At 44.4% G+C, this 18792-nt stretch carries 12 protein-coding genes and 2 pseudogenes; 3 read left to right on the forward strand and 11 right to left on the reverse strand.

All coding sequences use genetic code 11. From position 1 onward, the window contains the following. The 11 genes and pseudogenes from BLU80_RS18890 to BLU80_RS18940 all read right to left on the reverse strand — a co-directional run. Positions 1 to 221: pseudogene (locus BLU80_RS18890) on the reverse strand (hypothetical protein); the annotation flags it as partial. Positions 222 to 643: 422 nt separating this feature from the next. Continuing rightward, positions 644 to 1372, reverse strand: coding sequence for a nitroreductase family protein (locus tag BLU80_RS18895; RefSeq protein WP_091401479.1), 729 nt, complete (start codon positions 1370 to 1372; stop codon positions 644 to 646). A 418-nt stretch (positions 1373 to 1790) separates the two neighbouring features. After that, positions 1791 to 3215 (reverse strand): group II intron reverse transcriptase/maturase, encoded by a 1425-nt coding sequence (gene ltrA / locus BLU80_RS18900; RefSeq protein ID WP_091401481.1) that lies wholly within the window; start codon positions 3213 to 3215, stop codon positions 1791 to 1793. A gap of 535 nt (positions 3216 to 3750) precedes the next feature. Beyond that, a complete protein-coding gene (locus tag BLU80_RS18905) occupies positions 3751 to 5229 on the reverse strand; it encodes a DUF4972 domain-containing protein (protein WP_091401482.1) in 1479 nt (492 codons plus the stop codon). Between the two features lie 59 nt (positions 5230 to 5288). After that, positions 5289 to 6428, reverse strand: a complete 1140-nt coding sequence (locus tag BLU80_RS18910) for a DUF4972 domain-containing protein (RefSeq protein WP_091401484.1) — start codon at positions 6426 to 6428, stop codon at positions 5289 to 5291. A gap of 17 nt (positions 6429 to 6445) precedes the next feature. Next, positions 6446 to 7729: a glycoside hydrolase family 76 protein gene (locus BLU80_RS18915; protein WP_091401486.1), complete on the reverse strand. Its 1284-nt coding sequence runs from the start codon at positions 7727 to 7729 to the stop codon at positions 6446 to 6448. 76 nt (positions 7730 to 7805) lie between these two features. Continuing rightward, the gene (locus tag BLU80_RS18920; RefSeq protein WP_091401488.1) at positions 7806 to 9797 is read right to left on the reverse strand and encodes a RagB/SusD family nutrient uptake outer membrane protein; all 1992 of its coding nucleotides are present in this window, start codon (positions 9795 to 9797) and stop codon (positions 7806 to 7808) included. 11 nt (positions 9798 to 9808) lie between these two features. Continuing rightward, positions 9809 to 13297 (reverse strand): TonB-dependent receptor, encoded by a 3489-nt coding sequence (locus BLU80_RS18925; protein WP_211481912.1) that lies wholly within the window; start codon positions 13295 to 13297, stop codon positions 9809 to 9811. Positions 13298 to 13422: 125 nt separating this feature from the next. Then, positions 13423 to 14430, reverse strand: coding sequence for a FecR family protein (locus tag BLU80_RS18930; protein ID WP_091401489.1), 1008 nt, complete (start codon positions 14428 to 14430; stop codon positions 13423 to 13425). 102 nt (positions 14431 to 14532) lie between these two features. Beyond that, positions 14533 to 15150 carry an RNA polymerase sigma-70 factor gene (locus BLU80_RS18935; RefSeq protein ID WP_091401491.1) on the reverse strand — a complete coding sequence of 206 codons (618 nt, stop codon included), beginning with the start codon at positions 15148 to 15150 and terminating at the stop codon, positions 14533 to 14535. 789 nt (positions 15151 to 15939) lie between these two features. Further along, positions 15940 to 17466, reverse strand: coding sequence for an ATP-binding protein (locus BLU80_RS18940; RefSeq protein ID WP_091401498.1), 1527 nt, complete (start codon positions 17464 to 17466; stop codon positions 15940 to 15942). Positions 17467 to 17654: 188 nt separating this feature from the next. On the opposite strand from BLU80_RS18940, the pseudogene BLU80_RS20195 reads away from it, so the two are divergent. The 3 genes and pseudogenes from BLU80_RS20195 to BLU80_RS18955 form a co-directional block, all read left to right on the forward strand. Then, positions 17655 to 17816: pseudogene (locus tag BLU80_RS20195) on the forward strand (helix-turn-helix transcriptional regulator); the annotation flags it as partial. Beyond that, on the forward strand, positions 17794 to 18135 hold the full coding sequence (locus tag BLU80_RS18950; protein WP_091401493.1) for a HipA N-terminal domain-containing protein: 342 nt from the start codon (positions 17794 to 17796) through the stop codon (positions 18133 to 18135). The pseudogene BLU80_RS20195 and the gene BLU80_RS18950, both read left to right, overlap by 23 nt. Next, a complete protein-coding gene (locus BLU80_RS18955; protein ID WP_091401494.1) occupies positions 18113 to 18706 on the forward strand; it encodes a HipA domain-containing protein in 594 nt (197 codons plus the stop codon). The genes BLU80_RS18950 and BLU80_RS18955 overlap by 23 nt, the downstream gene beginning before the upstream one ends. Positions 18707 to 18792 lie beyond the last annotated feature (86 nt).

Below are 18792 nucleotides of genomic sequence, written 5' to 3' on the forward strand. Positions count from 1 at the left end.
AGGACGAGTCGCCCACTGAGAGGTTTTCTCCCTTCCGCAGAGCTGAATACTTTATCGTATACACCAACGATCCGGTCCCAGGGAATATTCCTGGCCAGGAAAACCCACCGGTTATTCAAGTCCAGCTGCTGCTCGAATGGGGTCTCAAAACCCTCGAAACTTAGCTGGTTGGGACTGCTATAAACCGGAGATGGTGCACGCTTTTTATAACTTCCACGCATAAAACCTTGCACTTTTTTAATGAAAAATCCACTGAAACCTCAATTTACATATAATTTGGCAGTTGTTCAGCAGACTCTAATTATATTATTATTGGGGCATCAGAGTAACAGAGCGGTAACCACCGGATCAGATTGTTGTTTTAACTAAAGGAAGCCCCGAATGCTTTAGGAGAAAGGCTGGTTTTTGTCTTAAAGAGTTTACGGAAAGACTACAGGTGTTCAAATCCTAACTCATCAACGATTTCACGGATGGAAGCTCAGTGATAATGATGGAGCGTTTTTCTTTGGCAAGATCTATTAAACGCTCCTGCAGGTGCTGCTGAACGCTTTGTCCGGGAATGGATTTTAAATTGACATCACCCGGTTATAGTATGTCTTTTCCCAGTAGCGAATAGAAAAGACAATAGCCTTCCGAGTTTTATTTATACCCGGTGGTACACCTCATCAAAAGGCACTCTGAAGCGGTCTCCCCAGACACTTTCCGGCCCTTTTCTGATACCGCAGGGAACTACCATATTTACGGCAGCTCCCCTGGGTAAACTCAGTATTTTTTTAATCATTTTGCTATCAAAACCTTCCACGGGACAAGTGTCATACCCTTCTCCAGCCATGGCAATCATAAAGGTCTGGGCAGCAAGGGCGCAGGTCTTATGGACCACCACCCGCATATCTGCTTCCGAGACTTCATATACCACGGGACGGAACACGCCTGCTGTCCAGACGACTAATTTTCTGACAGCTCCGACAGCACCCAGAAAACGGCTGTATAAAAAAGGCATAAGTTTACCATAATACAACTCCCGGTCTTTGATTCTTTTCTCTTGCTTTTCTACCGGACTATTGCGCCGGATATTATCTCTTTCAAATTCAAGAACAGCCCTGGCCCGTTTTCTATATAAATCCTGCCGGGTGACAAAAACGACCACCTCTGAAGCCGTGCTTACATTGGATTGATCCATACAGGCTTTTTTCAGCTCAGCGATCACGCTTTTATCAGTTATATGGTAAAACGCCCATAATTGCATATTGGAACTGCTGGGCGCCAGCGTGGCCAGTTCAAGGCAGTGCTTTACCTTTTCAGTGTCCAGCGGCTTTTCCTGGTCGAATATTTTAACGGCACGCCTGTGTTGTAATAGGGCTTCTAAATCCATGTTGTTGCATTAAATAGTATAAAATATATCGTGTCAGAAAATGCGCTGACCGCATCCCATTCAAAAATACTTTAAACCAGCTTCTGTCAACTCCCTTTACCTGTTATTTTTTTGGTATCCGAGAAGGATGTACAAAAAACCTGGAAGTGCCCTGAAAAACTACCTTTCTCAAATGTAGTATCGTTAAGCAATCAAAATAATACAGCAAATCATGAAACATTATAAATAAGTTTAAAGTGAATAGCTGCAAAGGATGTTCAAAGGATAATCCTATTACCAGCTGTTTTGATACTGCATTTACATGACTTGACAGTTGCCACCTCCCCCGCTAACGGCCCAATCGGGTAGGTAGGTAGCGATTATTTCGCTACCTGACCTCCCACACCACCGTACGTACGGTTCCGTATACGGCGGTTCCTTAGCTAACCTGATGGTGTGATTGCAACTCTTTGAAGTAATCCAAGAAAAATAAGTAGCCACTCCGTTTGAGACGGTCGTTGGTGATTGTCCTTGAAAGGATGGCACTACCAGCAATATGCCAATAGCCTTGACGAGTACAAGCCCATTGATAAGCCTGCCACTTGGGAACACCTAGTGTTTGAAGAGCTTTTAGGCGGGTTCGGACTCGTTTCCATTGCTTCCATATTACCATTCGAAGACGGCGCCTGTACCATTCATCGATTTGAGATAGGAAGTTCTTCATGTCAGCGAGCTGATAGTAATTCAGCCAGCCGATGATGAATTGTCTTAAGGCTAATTTGCGTTTATCATCACCCCAGCCATTGCTGCGGGATGTGATATAGCGGATTTTGTCCTTAAGTTTTCCTGCCGTTTTGCGATGAAGCCGTAGGCGGGCTTCACCACGGATTTTGTAAAAGGTGTAACCCAGAAACTTTACCTTTGTGTAGTTGACACATTGACTTTTAGTCTTGTTAACTTTCAGGTATAGTTCGCATTGGATGTAATCAGTTACACTATCCATGATGCGTAGGCTCGCTCTTTTGCTTTTGCAGAAGATGACGAAGTCGTCCGCATAGCGGACGTGCCTGTGCCCTCGCCTTTCCAATTCCCGGTCTAGTTCTGTGAGTAGGACGTTACTCAATAACGGACTCAGTGGGCCGCCTTGGGGAACGCCAGCTTCTCCAGGTTCGAATTTGCAGCCGATTTGGATGCCTGCATTCAGGTATTTATGGATGAGTGAGATGACTCGTCCGTCCTTAATCGTACGTGAAAGAACTTCGATGAGTTTACTATGATTGACTGTATCGAAGAACTTCTCTAAGTCCATGTCAACTACATAGTTGTACCCTTCGGTTATGTATTCTTTGCACTTTCGTAAGGCCTGATGTGCATTCCTCCTCGGTCGAAATCCGTAACTGTTTTCTGAGAATTGGGGTTCAAACAAATGGTTAAGTACTTGGAATATAGCCTGCTGGATAACTCTATCCACCACAGTAGGGATTCCAAGTAATCTCTTACTTCCGTCATCCTTCGGTATCTCTACTCGTCGGACGGGATTGGGCTTATATCTGCCCTGCAAAATGGATTCTATTAGTTCATCCTTGTGGTTTATGAAGTATTCCTTGAGGGATTTGGTCTCCATTTTGTCCACACCAGCTGCCCCTCCGTTGCTCTTGACCCGTTGGTAAGCGCTTCTCAGATTAGCTGGGGAAAGAATATACTCTAATAATCCATTCTCTGATGCTCGCGCATCTGGCTCGATAAGGTTGTTTTCAGCTATCCACATGAAAGTCTGCGCACCCTCGTATCCTTCGAATACTGTTCTATCCTTCGGAGGGCTGCCCTTGGTTTTATTCAAGATTTTCTGCTTTCTACCTTTCATTAGGTAACATTCATTTAATTCTTATCTACTAAGGTTCAGTCCTTCGCAGTTCGTGAGGCTCCTGTTTTTTCGCTTATGTCGAACAAGCTCTTATCCCTGCTACTATGACTTCGGCTGACTTCTCTCAGCAATTGTTAGCCGCACTTTCGAGTATTTACGTCCGCACGTCTGAGAGATCTCCCGTGGTAAGTCGATGTTTACTTTCCTTCCATGTCTCCGCCATATTTACACTACACTGTCTGTGTAATCTTGGGGCTTCAGTTTGATTAGCAACCTTACCCACAGTGTTTGTGCCTGATATGATTCGTGTTCCTCGGAGCAGAATTTTGCCGTAAGCTTCCTTCAGATTCCACCTCACGATGGACACCCTTGCTCTTAGCTAGTGGTTGGCGATTACAAACCCCCACAGAGGACTTTCACCTCCTAGTAAAACGACATGCACGGCACACTAATGACAGTGACCTTGCTCTACTAAGCAAGGCCACTGGCGGGTAAGCAAAACGATTATTATCTCAAAATAAAACTACATGTTAGTCTACTGCCCCGGTACATCGGAAGACTCCACCCATTTGAACGTTCCTTTCAGTGTAGCCGTGTGGCGTCCGGTCAGATCTTTGATCTCGGTCTCAGTAGGCTTATTGCCTTTTTTCTCGAAATCCCAGGCAGCCACCAGATCCGGATTGTCAGCGGTCACATCTGTGGATAGATCCAGATAGTCATTTCTGATTTGCTCTTCCGTGCGGTTGGTCTTCCAGATGCGTATTTTTTTGATATAGCCGGAAAACGCTTCCTGGCGGTTGCCATTTTCATCCAGACCGCAAAACCCGGTCATATGGACCTGATATTTAACACTATTGTCCTCAATATAGGTTCTCCAAGGCTCTCCTACTCTGATAATCTCACCCTGTCTTTGGCCATCTACCATGGAATAGCATTTGACATCGGTCGGCGTATCAAATCCCGGTAGCCCCTTATCGCGGAACAGAAAAGCATAATGCGTCCATCTGTTTTGTGTCCAGTTATCTGATTTCTTCCAGCCCGGCTCCCACTCCTTGGGATTAGCAGGTCCATTATCTTCCCAATGAGCCACCATGGTCCTTAACAGACCTTTATTGCGATCCTGCGCACGCCATCCGCTCCAGTAATCCTTCTTGGTAATGGTGGAAAGAAAAGTACTGTTATCCTGACCAGGTTCTGCACAATATTCAGTGACATTCACCCAAAGTTCGATGGTAAAAGCCTGATTAGCGTCCTGACCAAATTGTACATAATCCGGGCTGTATCCAAAATCAATATAGCCTCCTTTGTTCCCGTCTACAAACAAATTCCAGGTGATATTATCCTCCGCCCATTTGGTAGCTTCCACTTTCTGCATGGCCTGGTCTGCGCTCTGGATGGCGTCCTGATAGAGTGCCTGGGTCATATTGGTAATAGCGCCGGATAAAATATTCTCCACCAGGTTGTCTAGTGCCGCAATGGCAGTTTCTAAATAAGCTTTGCTTTCAACGGGATACTGCCCTTTATGGTTACCCCAACTCGTATTGTCCTTTAGCAGGTTATCGAACTGCTTTGCCTTCGCTTTAAGCATATTGGCGTAACTTCTGGCCTCCTCAGAAAGGTTATACAATCGGCTTTCCTTGAACTGGTCAATCACCTGATTGACCGTCGTTATATAACCCGCCAGCTCTTCCTTAGACATGGAAGCTCCCGATTTAAGGCCGGCAATCAATTCATCCAGCGTCTGGATTTCTTTGGTGAGGATCTCTTTGGAATTTTCCGGATAAGTGCCAGGAGCAGTCCCATACTTGGCGCTGTTCAGTAATGCGTCCAGATTGTCTCTCTGGGTCTGAAGGCTGCTTAAATTGGTAGTTGTCATAAACCCCAGATCTTTCGTCTCGGAGTTACAACCCTGCAATAAGACCAGGCTGAAGACAAAGCTGAACAGAGTCAGGATAAAAAGTCCTTTTTTCGCGGCTCCAGGCCTAAGGGACGGTTTTGTTATCAATGCTTTCATTTTATCAATCAATTATTTTCTGTTTACGGATGGAATTTAACGCGGTGATACCACGCCGCTTATTGGATGACATTCCATTTATAGGTACCGATGATTCTGGCCTCATGTCTTCCGGTAAGATCCAGCACCTGATTATCGCTGCCGGTCGGTTTACTGGTAAAGTCCCATGCGGCTACCAGATTTGTCTCTTTACCCCGGATATCTGTCTGTTCCAAATAAGAAGACCTGATATAATCATCCGTCTTCGCTTCTTTCCAGATCCTGATTTCCTTCATATATCCGGAAAATCCTTCTTCCATTTTTTCCATATTTACCCAGCGGCAAAAACCAGTCATCGGCTTATCGTAATTATCGTAATCACTCGAGTTATAAACTTCGGCTGCGTTACTGTTTGTCTGAGTGGCTACAACCTCGCCGTTTAAGTAAAGCTTGGCTCTGAGAGAAGCATTACCATCCAGCCCCTTGTCACTATAAACGAATGCATAATGCTGCCACTGCTCTTCCGGCGGAGCAGGAAAATTAGGCTCCCACAGGCCGTAGCGACTATCGGGGAGAATACCGCCCCAGGTCGTCCGGTAGATCCCGCCACTAGAATTTCTCCAATACATCATCCATCCGTTTCTCCACCGGTCGGTACCATTGGACAGATAAGTGCATAGAAAAATACTGTTATCATAGGGACCGCGTTCCATAATCTTCACCCAGAATTCAATGGTAAAGGACTGGTTACCGGTTTCTCCGAAAACGGTGTAATCCTTGCTGCGTCCAAAATCAATGTAAGACTGCGTTGTTTTTCCATCCACGAAAAGTTCAGCGGGTATGGTTTCCGCATCTTCTGTACGGATACTGCCCTTGAATTTATCGATGGCATTATGGATAACCGTCAGATACCTGTCCTTTTCACCGGCCGAGGGTTGCGGATCCTGGTATTTAATCAGCAGTACATACCGATTGGCATTACTAATGGCATCCGTCAGTATGGCCCTGCTTTCAGCAGGGTACTGGCCGCTATGGGTTCCATAATCGGCATTTTGCGACAATTCCGTCATGGTGGATATCAGGGTGTCCAGCTGGCTGATATAGGAGTCCTCCACCGCCGATACCGCATCAAAATGATGTTTCTGTTCCGAGCAGGAGCTGAGCTGCAGGATCAGCAGCAAGGCACAACCCACCGTACATAATAATATTGCTTTTCTCATTTGACTTAAGATTTAAACTATTTTTCTGATGGGAATAATAACATGAGTGCCGGAATACCGGAAGCGTCATAGCAACTTACGGTCGGGCCTGCTTTTTTGCTGTAATCTTTGGTAGTAAGGTTTTTGTCGTTTCTGTTGTTCCAGCCATAGCCGGTACTACGCTGCATCCATTTCAGGAACTGATCCTGACCGCAGTCGTAGATGAGCATCTGCATGTACTGCGCAAATATAGCCGTGTAGATGCCCTGTTCTGTCCCGTCGCCATTGGGTAACAGCTGTAGTGGTGCTGACATGATATTTACGGTATAATTCGCGGCAGCAATGGCATTATCCAGATAAGACTGCTCACCGGTAATCTTATATAATATACAGGAAGCACCGATAAATGTTCCCTGATTGTATAAGGTGGCATGCCAGTCTACGCTGTTTTCATGTCGGCTGTCTGCTACATTGCCGCTGCCTTTGTCAAAGAGATGTTCCACACCCCACTGATAGATCTCTTTGGCGTTTTTCAGATAGGTAGCCCGGCTGAGCCATCTGGGATAGGCAGGATTTCCATCAAAACCTGTTTTATCATCCTCCTGATGCTGAACATCGCTCTGTGCAATATTGTTGTACAGGGTAGCCGCTGCAATGACCGCCGGAAAATTAATACAGGACATTTTACCGGTACCGCTGTTATCCGGCGGATCCTGCGTATTCCATTGCCAGAACATGCCTCCATTTACTTTATCATAGGATCCCCTGTCTTTGAGTTTATAGGATCCGTACCACACACGGCAAAAACTTTCATCCGCACGCTGCAGATACTCCGGGTTCTTAAACAAACCATAAGCCCTGGAAAAAGAGATCGTCCACCACATGATATCATCATAAATGAACCAGCCATTATTGCCATCCTGATTATGAAAGTCAAAGCCGACATAATGCGCGCTGTCTCCTTTATATATGTCTGTTACCAGTTCTTTGTACCGGTTTGCTCTTTGGGTGTTGCCCTGTTTGGTTGCCAGTTTATAGGCATTCATAGCCATATCCCAGTAAATAGCCTGCGTCCAGATCGCCCCGATCGTAGCCTTCGTATTTGCACCGTCCGCAATATCATTATTTACTTTGTAGACACTCGTTTCCCGGTCTAACAAATATTGATTGAATGCATCATAGGCTTTCCAGGTGTCACTGTCGTGATAGGCCGGAACGATATCGTAATCCAATACGTATTTTTTATTCTCCTGATGATTGCATGCACTGCTGACAACACAGGCCATTAGCAGAAAACATGCTGAAACAATATATTTTTTCATTTTGATATTTTATTATGGCGTATCTAAATGATGACTGCCTGCTTTTTAATTTCTGATCTATTGTGTGGTTATTTACTTAATACCCGATATTCTGCACCAGGTTTTTATCAATATCTATCTCTCCTTGTGGTATGGGGAAGAAATACTGGCGGTTAAAATAGCGGTCAACCACCTCAGAGCGCACAAAAAAGTCATTGCCGTCACCATTCACATTCATGCCGTGGACCGGCTTATTTAAAAAGGCGGTGGCAAGGCCCCAGCGGCGCAGATCAAAATACCGGGTATTCTCAAATGCCAGTTCCACTCTTTTCTCCTTACGGATAAGTTCCATGACGTCATCGAAACTTGTAGGGCGGGCAATGGCGCCCGGTCCCTCCCCGTACATTGGAATGCCTGCACGCTTACGGATGATATTCAGATATTTCCAGAGTTCTTCACTCTGCGGATTTATATGAGCCAGCGCTTCGATATAATTGAAATAAATATTCGGTAAGCGCATCAGAACGCAAATAAGTGGTTGATTACGGTTACCGGCGCCCATGCACTTGCGTACCAGATACCCTGTGCTGCTATAGTCATTTACTCCATATAGTTTACCACAGGCACCACTATAGGTAAAATCCGTAATATTGCCTCCATTGGTACCGTCAAACCACTTCTGACCCGTAAAAGTTATATCTGCATAGAACCGGGGTTCACGGTTCACATACATCATACGTGTACCTGCCGGAGCATATAGCTGTCCGGTGGCAGAACGATAATCTGCCTTGCTGTAACCATCCTCCGTATATCCGGAGGCCTCATTGATATTTGGTGTAATACCGTCCGCCTTGTAACCGGTGATAGGAGACTGCCCGTTTGCCATAAAATAAGCATCCACCTGTTCCTGGGTCGCGCCTAAAAGACTCCCACCTTTGTAATTGCCATCACTTATCCGGTGATCGTTGGGCATACGGTCGTATTCCATCGTACCGGCAGAGTTGTCAATACGGTAGAAAATCATTTCTGTATTGTTACTGATCTCGCTTTTGGCGGTGCGTACGGCTCTTCTGTAGGATTCATAGGGATCAAAGCCTGCATCATCCGCACTAGCCACAGACCTGCCGGCTTTATCCGTATACATTAATTTAAAACGGCTGGCATATTTGTTCAGGAAAATAACCGATTCGTCGGCGACCTTCTGCCAGTTGCTTTTAATCTGGGCGGCACTGGGGGTCTCGGGAAAGAGTCTCGTGCCGTCAGTATTCACCTGGTTGGCATAATAACTGCTCTGGCCATCAAAAAGCCAGCTGGCTCTGAAAGTGAGGGCCTCGATAATGAATGCCTGGGCAACGGCCTGGTCGATACGACCATAACCGGTAACCGCATCAGCGGTTGCACTCTCAAGCAACCCTTCACTTTGTGCTTCTTTCAGCTGGCTTACAATATAACTGAAGCATTCATCTACAGTATTTCTTGGAAGCTGGAGCTCTTCTGTCGGCGTATTTTGTGTATACTTCTCCTTTAACAAGGGTATGGGACCGTAGGCCCGGACCAGATAAAAATAATAGATGGCGCTTAAGGCCTTTGCCTCTGCTTTCCACTGAACTTTTTCCGCAGTGCTGACCTGATCAGAAGGCGTTTTATCGATATTAGCGATAAATTCAGAGGCTTGCTGAATCCCGGTATACCAGCTTTTCCAACGCCATTTAACCATGGTCTCATCGGTTGCATCTAATGTGTTGTAGTTGATGAGTTTTGCTTTATTGCCGGGTGATACGTATTCCGTTTCGTCAGAGGCGGCCGTCCATGGGCCGGGTGTCCTGTATAAGACGGTCTCATGCACCTGCCGCTGATTGAACTCATCGGGGATATAAGTATAAACATTTCCCAAATATCCCAGTGCACCACTCCTCGTTTTAAAGACTTCATCCATGGAGAGGCGGTCTTGCGGTACCTGATCAAAATATTTCGAACATGAGCCAAGACCAAGGCCAGCCACTAATAAGCAGACCAGGCACAAAGACTGTATCAGCGGGTTGATTTTTAAATGATATCCGGTTGGATTATTAAATTTTATGGTTTTCATCGCTGTCTTTTTTAAAAGGTAAAGTTTATGCCAACAGACATGGAACTGGTGTTGGGGTACTGACTGCCATTATCTGTATTGAGCTCAGGATCCCAGAGCTTAAATTTGGTGATGGTAAAAAGATTATACCCCATCATGTATACAGCGGCATTTTTAAGGGAGAGCCGCTCTGCCCAACGCTTAGGCAGATTATAAGAAACCTGTAAGGTCTTGAGTCTGACAAAGTCCATATCCCGCACCCACCAGGTGCTGGGCTGGAAATTATTCTGATTGTCTGCCGTCTCAGCCCCATAGGAAAGTCTTGGATAGAAAACGTCCTGATTTGGATGATCCACTGTCCACCGGTCTTCTATATTATAATAAAGATTACCGGCTCCGCCACCGCCATTAAATGGCTGGATACTGTTTCCCCGCAAAATTCTTTGCGCTTTGGCCACACCCTGGAATAGGGCAGATAAGGACAACTCCTTGTATTGAACGGTAAAACCAAAACCGTAGACAATAGCCGGAACATCCCCTCTGTTGATATAAGTTTTGTCGTAGGCATCAATTTTACCGTCCTGATTGAGATCTTTGTAACGAATATCTCCTGCTTTTACATTCCCGAACTGCGAAGCGAACGGACGGGACGTAATAAGTTTATCTTCATCAGATAATGATTCCCACCGGTTCATATCGTCTATTTGCTGCTGCGTAAATAACCCTTCCGCGATGTAGCCCGTCTGACCGAGTATTTTCTGGCCGATCTGATTCATCCACGGATAACGCTGCTCAGGCAGATCACCTTTAACCCATTTATCATTATTATAGGTGAAATTACCGCGCAGACTGACCCTCCAGTTTTTATTAATGTGTTTATTATACTCAATCGTACCATCTAATCCCTTGTTCTCAATGATACCGACATTTCCATAAGGAGAGGCCATGTTAAATCCGATAAAAGAAGGTATCGAGTTTTCTCTTTTAATCAGGATATTGGAACGCCTCTCTTTAAACAGATCAATTACAATGGAAAGATCATCCCCGAAAAAGCGCATATCTATCCCGAAATCCTGTTTTCTGGACTCTTCCCAGGTAAGATCGACTGCGTTATTGACAATCTCATAACCACCATATTTGTCTCCGTTAGGACCGAAGACGTAGCCAAAGGAGCCGTTGCCTGTTATCTGATCCAGGTACATAAAACGTCTGTCAGAAACATTGCTGTTGCCGATGCGGCCGTCTGTATACCTGAACTTAAGGAAGGAAAAAGTACTGGTAAGCGGTGCCCAGAACTTTTCATTGGAGACCACCCAGCCTACGCCATAGGCCGGAAAGGTCCCGTAGCGTTTTTTGGGAGAGAAGTTTTCTGCGCCTGTATAGCCGATATTAAATTCGGCAAAGTATCTGTCCTTCCAGGAATAGGTTGCTCTGCCGGCCAGGCCGCGCATCCTGTAAGGAATAGCATTTTCCAGAGTCCCCTGCGGATATTCAAGCCGTTGCTGCTGATTATACAGTAACAGGCCACTGACCCGGTGATCGCCGAAGGCCCTGTCATAAGTAAAAGAAGCTTCCAGATAAGTTTTCTTATTCCCGCTGGAACCCTGGCTATAACCTAGAACATCACTTCCCGTATAGGTTTTGGTCAGGATAGGATAGCCATCCATGTCATAAGGGACGTTAATATCGGTAAAGTAATAGGTGGATTCTCGGCGGCTCTGGTTTAAACTGACCTCATTATAGACGTCATAGGCAAACATACCGGAGAATTTCAGGTTCTTTGTGATCTGATCCAGATCCTGCGTCACTCTCAGATTAGAGTATACCTGGTTTTTAGAGACCGTGTTGTAACCTCTTCTGGTAGCATCTGCATACGGATTACGAAATCCACCGTTGGGGTTAATACCGGGAACATAGGGCTCACCATTTACATAGAACATCTTCGGGTAATCTACCGGTGAGATTCCCATCGCGGAGTTGTATACATCGTGGGAGCTGATGGCGGCATAATTGCCTTCACCCAGATACCCCTGAGCACCTATTTCTACTTTCGTAGTGGACGTTGCATTGATGGCAATATTTGTGGTAAAATTATACCGGTCATATTTCATTTTGGAGTTATATCCCGTTATCGTCTTATCTGTGGCCATCATGCCGATTTCATTATAATAACTCACCGATGCATAATAAGTAGCCTTCTCACTACCACCCCTAACATTCACATTGGCCCTGCGGTTATGTCCCCAGTCATTGAAGGTTTCATCCAGCCAGTCTACATTCGGATACAGGTAAGGGTCGCGGCCCAGCTTTGTGTTGTCAATATAGTCCTGGGAGTATTTGGGGGTTAAGCCATCATTTCTGAGCGCCTCATTGGCGGCTTCCATATATCCCACGCCGTCCGTCAGCTCTACTTTTTTGGTAAATTTGATAAAGGACTCATAATAATCCCCATTGATGGTCGGCTTACCAATCTTTCCCGGTTTGGTTCTGATGATAATGACTCCGTTGGCACCACGCACACCATATACTGCTGTTGCAGAAGCGTCTTTAAGAATGGTCAGCGATTCCACATCCTCAGGGTCAATATCGTTAAAAGAACGCTCTACCCCATCCACCAGGATCAGCGGCGTTGCACTATTGGGCGTAGCGATACCCCTGATCCAGATATCGGCTGAGTTCTTACCTGGCTCTCCGGAACGTTGAACAGATATAACACCCCCCAGTCTGCCCGCAAGGGTTCCGGTAAGATTAGAAGAGGGTATTTTCAGATCGCTGGTTTTCATGGTCGCCTGTGCGCCGATATTGCTGATTTTGCGCTGCGTACCATAAGCTACCACGACCGTTTCATTCAGATCGTTTACTTTCTCATAGAGCGCTCCTTCATAAAAGTTCTCTTTGGAACCTACTTTGATTTCAATATCGTTATAACCAATATAGCTGACAATCAGAATGCCTTCCTTAAGTGTCGTCTTCAGGTTGTATAACCCGTCCTTATCGGTATTGGTTCCGACAGTCGTCCCTTGTACCCGGACACTGGCTCCGGAAATTGGTTCACCTGTTTTACCATCAATGATTCTCCCACGCAGCTCTCTAAGCTGACCTGTAGAAACGGGTTTTTTCTCAGGCGTTTTTCTATTGATAATAGTAATGTGTTTGCCCTCTGCTTTATACCCTAGATTCAGCGGTGTGAGCAACCTGTCCAGTACTGTAGAAATACTTTCTCCATCCGCGTGAATGGATACTGTTCTTGAGGCGTCGATGTCCTTGGCATATATAAACAGGTAGTTAGTCTGCTGCTCAATTTTTCTAAGCGCCGATTTTAGGGGTGCATTTTCTGCATTAAGGGTGATTTTATCATTTTGATAATAGCCCTTCGCCTGCAAAGGACCGGCCTGCAGCATACAACTGATGGCCATAACCAGGCACAGAGTTCTTATCCATTTTTTCATCCTTGTCCGGCAAGGCTCCGGCTGGCAACCCCGCTTTTGTGCAGGATGCACTGATTTTGCTGTACTGCTCATGAATGTGTTTGATTTTTAATGATTCCCAGATGACAATTATGTAATACCTTTTTAGTAGACAAACAGGGGTGGCCAGTCAGTTGGACCTACAACTGACGCTTTCCTGATTTGTAAATAATCTGTTTTTATTTTAGTATGGTATACCCCCTGCCTGTGCTGTCTTTTTCGAACTGAATGCCGTAGCTATCTCTAAGCACCTTGAGGGCGTATTCCAGCCCGTCGCCCACCAGGAATTTCCCCGTAAGCAATAGGTGCGGCGTATTAAGATGTTTAATTTCTATATGCGTTCCAAAGGCGTTCTGGAGTTCTTCCAGTACCTCTGTCATTGGCTTATTGTCAAAACTGATCAGCCCTTCCATCCATTTATAAGCGTCAGGATCGTCTATAGGAGTTACACTGAGTTTGGCTTCATTAAGATCTGCTTTTTGTAGTGGTTGCAGGTTAACCGTCTGCCCGTCCGGCGTATTGACGTGGACGTGCCCTTCCAGTAACGCAGTGGTGAACCGCTGCTTACCGTCATAAGCATATACATCAAAGGTGGTACCGGTAACTGTGATACTTCCTTTGGCGGTACTGACGATAAAGGGATGACTGGTATCTTTGGCCACATGGAAATAGCCTTCTCCGTTGAGAAATACTTCTCTCGTCTGGCCTGTAAAATTACTTGGGTATCTGAAAGTAGATCCTGCATTAATCCAGACCTGAGTCCTATCGGGCAGAATATACTGCTGTCTGGAACCTTCAGGTACCTTGATCTCAATATAGCTGATTAGTTGGTCACCGTCATTCAAAGCACCTGCAGGATGCGTTGCTTGTTTCAGGTAAAAAGCGGCCGCTAGTAAAACGATTATAATAGCTGCTGCACCTGCGATTCTATAATAAAGTTTTCTTGACCTATTTGTCCGGCTGAAATTTGTACCTGATTCATTGTCTATCTGCTCAGAAAATGCCTTTTCAGATTCGACAAGCTTCCCGGCTGAATTGATCTTCTCTAAAAACCGCGCATACGCCGCATCTTTATCATAATAGAGAGAATCTATACTACTCATAGCGAGGGCCCAGTCCTTTAATCTTTTCTGGAAATAGATTTTATGATCACTGTCCAGGTTAATCCAGTCAGTCAGCTGTTGCATCGCCTCTTTCTCCAGTCCTTTAGCAAGGAAGGCTTCAATGAGTTGGTCGATATGATGGTTTGGCGCTTCTATTTTACTTCGTTTTTATAATAGACAGTAAAATCAGAAGTGCGGGTAGTCGTTTTCGAAAAAAAGATATAATAACACGAATATGGCAGGATATTGATGCACACGCTCCCTGAGTAACCGGAGCGCATTTTTTATGTGGTATTTTACAGTATTAACAGAGATCCCGAGTTCCTGGGAAATTTCCTCATATTTTTTCTCTTCCAGACGGCTTTTGAGAAACACAGTCTTACATTCTGTTGATAACGTGCCTAATGCCTTCTCCAGTTCCTGATTCAGCTCTTTTTGATACATGGATTCCAGTGCGTGGTCCTTGGAAGTAGCATAGCCCGGTTGTTCAAATCCGGAAGCAGTAACCAGGCGGGACATGGGCACTTCAGATCTGACACGGGCAAGTGCCAGATAATTCAGACTTCTGTTTCTGACCGAATTAATCAGATATCCTAAAAGGCTGGTTTTGATCTGCACTTTTTCCCGGATTTCCCAAAGATGAAATATCGCATCCCCCACAATCATTTCTGCCTGCGAGCCGTCCTGCAGATATTTATTCGCTAAATGACAGAGGGAAACATAATAATGATCATAAATGTATTGATAGGCCTGTTCAGCACCCTTTGTCAACTGGCTAATGAGTTGTTCTTCTTGTATCTCCATTGTCGCACGCGGAATTGATCTTGATGATTAAGTCTGGTTTTAAAGACATTTGTTATCAGGATCTTCTAGCGGCATTAGCATAAAATCCTGCAAATTTTGCTTAGCAAGTTATGATATCTTTTCATTTTGGCAAATCTTTCTGTTAAATAAAACTTAATAAAAACTTGTATTGGGGACCCATTCCAATCTATCTAATTGATTTATAAATTTATTCAGTAATGGATAATAACAGTGTGTTTAAAATGGCAGCCGATAATCTTGATTTGCGTCTTTTCAAGTTGCAGCTCATTTGCCCGCGAAGCATTGAGGTTTAATACGCTAAGCCGGACAACAAAATCGGCATTACACTTCCGGTTTGCCACATTTTCGGCTTAATTTCTTCAAAATTTCATAAAATCGGCATTATAATACCGATTTATCGACTAAATCTTATTTTGAGGTGCCAGCCAGGCCAGAAAAAAGCAAAACCCATCCAATATCGTCACTTAAATAGAAAGATAAGACGAATCTCCATTGACTCACAATAATTGTTATTTCTAACACCCAAAAACGGCAAAAAGAACCGCTAAGTTAAGTATGACCGGCAGGCCGCCTGGATTGATGGAGTGCTTCTGCCAGGAACTTAACCCTGGCCAGCACCAATATTTATATCCTATTGTAACAATAATCCCCGTTTCACCATTGAAAGTGCAGCATTTATTATACAGTCCGGATGCCCTGGTAATTTCCCTACTCCAAGCGCCAATTCAGAAAGCCTCTACTTCTCTTTACCGCACGCGCCGCTTGTCATTAACACTCCGCTACCTGGTATTGACTGACCTCCCGTTTTTCAGATGAAAATGTGATGCCTACGGCCAGTTTCTTCCTGGTATCTGCTACGTAAGGCTGCAAATACCCCTTGTCTTTGATCTGCTGCAGGGCTTCTTCCGCCGTTCCGTCCAGTTTTAGTTCTATGACATAAATATAACGCTCTGTCATGGCCAGCACATCACACCGCCCTTTTGCGCTGTGAACTTCGGTATGGACATCAATGCCGGCTAGTTTGAATGCAAGAAAGGTGACTACGGTGAAAATAGATTCCGTTCCGGCATTCCAATGATCATAGGGAATCGTGGTAACCAGACTGTTTAGCTGGCTGATCAAACCTCCTATATCTCCATTTCTGAGCGCTGTTTTTATTTTAGCCACATTAGCAATAGAACCGACGGGATACGTTTCCCTGTAGGTGCTGAGCAGCCCATCTAATAGACTGGCCTTCACTTCCCGGTTGGGAAACCCTAATTCAAAAACATCCCCATCCGGGGAGATGCTTTTTAATGTCAGGTAACCTGTTTGGAACAAAAGTGCACCTGGAGAGGGTTTTTCAACATTAAAGTCCGATAATTCCAGGCTTCCCATCTCAATGCTTTCTATATCATATAACGCCATCTTCTTTAGCAGTTTAAATAGAAAGGTCGGCGTTCCCGTTGCATACCAATAATTTCGAAAAACTGGTTCAGCCATAAAATTGAGCAAGGAAAAAGGATTGTATGCCCAGGTTTTCAAATTCCAGGTATACCCATTATACCAGTCTTTTATCTGAGCTACGATATCTGGGTTCGTTTTACTTAATTCCGTAATTTCTGGGGCAAAAGCTGTTTCCAGCTCGGTTTGAGTAATTCCTACAATATCTCCATATTGTTGTGAAAGTGTAATATTGCGCAGGTTATTCAAATCAGAGAAGATGCTCACCTGACTAAATTGGCTTACACCGGTGATAAGTAAGAGACGAATATGCTTATCACTGCCTTTGAGGATGGAATAAAAGCTCTTCATAACCGAACGGTTGGCATCCACCTCCTCCGGCTCCTCCAGAAAATCAATGATGGGCTTATCGTATTCGTCTATGAGGATAACAACCTGGCCTTTTGCCGAAGCTTTCTCAATCAGTTCCTTAAATTGTAGATCATAGCCTTTTTTGGTCAGCGTTACACCTAACCGGCCAGCATTATCCTCCAAGGCACCATAAATAGCCGCCTCCAGGCCACCGGTATTAACACCAATACTCGAAAAATCGAAATGAATCACCGGATTGGTTTGTGTCCAGTCCCATTTATCATGGATCCAAAGGCCTTCAAATAGTTCTTTGCTGCCAGTGAAAAGTTCTTCTATGGTATCCACAAGCAGGCTCTTGCCAAAACGCCTCGGACGACTGAGAAAATAATATTTACCCGTTTCAACCAGTCGGTGGATAATCTTAGTTTTATCAATATAAACATAACCTCCCTGCCGGATTTCCCGGAAACTCTGTATGCCAATGGGGTATTTTCTTAACATACAGCGAAGATACGGATATTCCCTGGCTGGCACCTCAAAATAGGATTTAGCCCCAGTTTAGCCGATTTATCGTTATTTCTAAAATAATATTACTTTTATTCTTCAATCAGAATTACAATTCCGATGTAGGCCAATGAAAAAGGAGCAGTCATAACAGACAGACGCAAAGCGTATCGCTAAGGCAGGCAGACCTGGCAGAGATGGCTGGTGTCACTATTAGAACGCTCTATATGCTTGAAAGCGGAAAAGCAAACCCCTGCGTCAGCACCTTAGAAAAAATCATGGTTGTATTGGGATTGGAACTGAATATTAGAATAAAACAAATAAATGAGGGGATTAGTATATCATAACGGAGTACTGGCCGGTTATCTTGAAAAAGATAACCATAGGCATTATATATTTAAATACGAGGATCAATATTTTGAGAACAAAGCAAAGCCACCCATAAGTCTCAGTTTTCCCAAAAACAAAAAAGAGTACCAATCGGAGCATCTCTTTCCATTCTTTTTTGGTTTGCTGGCAGAAGGTGTAAATAAAGAAATTCAATGCAGGCTTTTAAAAATCGATGAAAAGGATCATTTTACCAGATTATTGTTGACAGCTGGTGAAGCAACAATTGGAGCCATCACGATAAAACCGGAAGAGGATGTATTGCTTAGGATGTTATAAAAAGACAGGTAAACCGCTGTGCATAAAATGCAGTAAAACATTATTTGAAGGAGCCAAGGTACCGTTTGAACTAGACTTTGATGCCCCAAAAGCAAATAATGCGGAGCTTCAAAATAACACCAAAAAGATGTCAATTCCCGGCGTGCAGCTTAAATATTCCTTACACCTCAAGGGAGACAAGTTGGCACTCACTCCTAAAAACGGGCAGTTTATTTTAAAACCTATTCCGCCTATCAGGTATTTAGATGCAATTGAGGATGTCCCGGAAAACGAACACCTGACCATGCAAATTGCTGCTCAGGTGTTCAAAATGGACACGGCACACAATGGCATTATATATTTCAGGGACAAAGAACCGGCCTATATAACAAAAAGATTCGATGTCAAAGCTGATGGAAGTAAATATTTACAGGAAGACTTTGCTCAATTACTGGCTCGTACAGAGGATACAGATGGGCCGGACTATAAGTTTGAGGGTTCCTATGAAGCTATAGGCAGGTTTATTAAAAAAAATGTGGCTGCCTACCAGCCTGAACTTGAAAAATTATTTAAAATCATCGTGTTTAATTAGAGTCTGCTGAACAACTGCCAAATTATATGTAAATTGAGGTTTCAGTGGATTTTTCATTAAAAAAGTGCAAGGTTTTATGCGTGGAA

The sequence above is a fragment of the Arachidicoccus rhizosphaerae genome (assembly GCF_900107765.1).
Taxonomy (GTDB): domain Bacteria; phylum Bacteroidota; class Bacteroidia; order Chitinophagales; family Chitinophagaceae; genus Arachidicoccus; species Arachidicoccus rhizosphaerae.

What these genes read in the sequence shown, in the direction of transcription:
- BLU80_RS18895 (WP_091401479.1), bottom strand. Translation starts at nt 1,372, where the DNA reads ATGGATTTAGAAGCCCTATTACAACACAGGCGTGCCGTTAAAATATTC.
- ltrA (WP_091401481.1), bottom strand. Translation starts at nt 3,215, where the DNA reads ATGAAAGGTAGAAAGCAGAAAATCTTGAATAAAACCAAGGGCAGCCCT.
- BLU80_RS18905 (WP_091401482.1), bottom strand. Translation starts at nt 5,229, where the DNA reads ATGAAAGCATTGATAACAAAACCGTCCCTTAGGCCTGGAGCCGCGAAA.
- BLU80_RS18910 (WP_091401484.1), bottom strand. Translation starts at nt 6,428, where the DNA reads ATGAGAAAAGCAATATTATTATGTACGGTGGGTTGTGCCTTGCTGCTG.
- BLU80_RS18915 (WP_091401486.1), bottom strand. Translation starts at nt 7,729, where the DNA reads ATGAAAAAATATATTGTTTCAGCATGTTTTCTGCTAATGGCCTGTGTT.
- BLU80_RS18920 (WP_091401488.1), bottom strand. Translation starts at nt 9,797, where the DNA reads ATGAAAACCATAAAATTTAATAATCCAACCGGATATCATTTAAAAATC.
- BLU80_RS18925 (WP_211481912.1), bottom strand. Translation starts at nt 13,297, where the DNA reads ATGAGCAGTACAGCAAAATCAGTGCATCCTGCACAAAAGCGGGGTTGC.
- BLU80_RS18930 (WP_091401489.1), bottom strand. Translation starts at nt 14,430, where the DNA reads ATGCAACAGCTGACTGACTGGATTAACCTGGACAGTGATCATAAAATC.
- BLU80_RS18935 (WP_091401491.1), bottom strand. Translation starts at nt 15,150, where the DNA reads ATGGAGATACAAGAAGAACAACTCATTAGCCAGTTGACAAAGGGTGCT.
- BLU80_RS18940 (WP_091401498.1), bottom strand. Translation starts at nt 17,466, where the DNA reads ATGTTAAGAAAATACCCCATTGGCATACAGAGTTTCCGGGAAATCCGG.
- BLU80_RS18950 (WP_091401493.1), top strand. Translation starts at nt 17,794, where the DNA reads ATGAGGGGATTAGTATATCATAACGGAGTACTGGCCGGTTATCTTGAA.
- BLU80_RS18955 (WP_091401494.1), top strand. Translation starts at nt 18,113, where the DNA reads ATGTATTGCTTAGGATGTTATAAAAAGACAGGTAAACCGCTGTGCATA.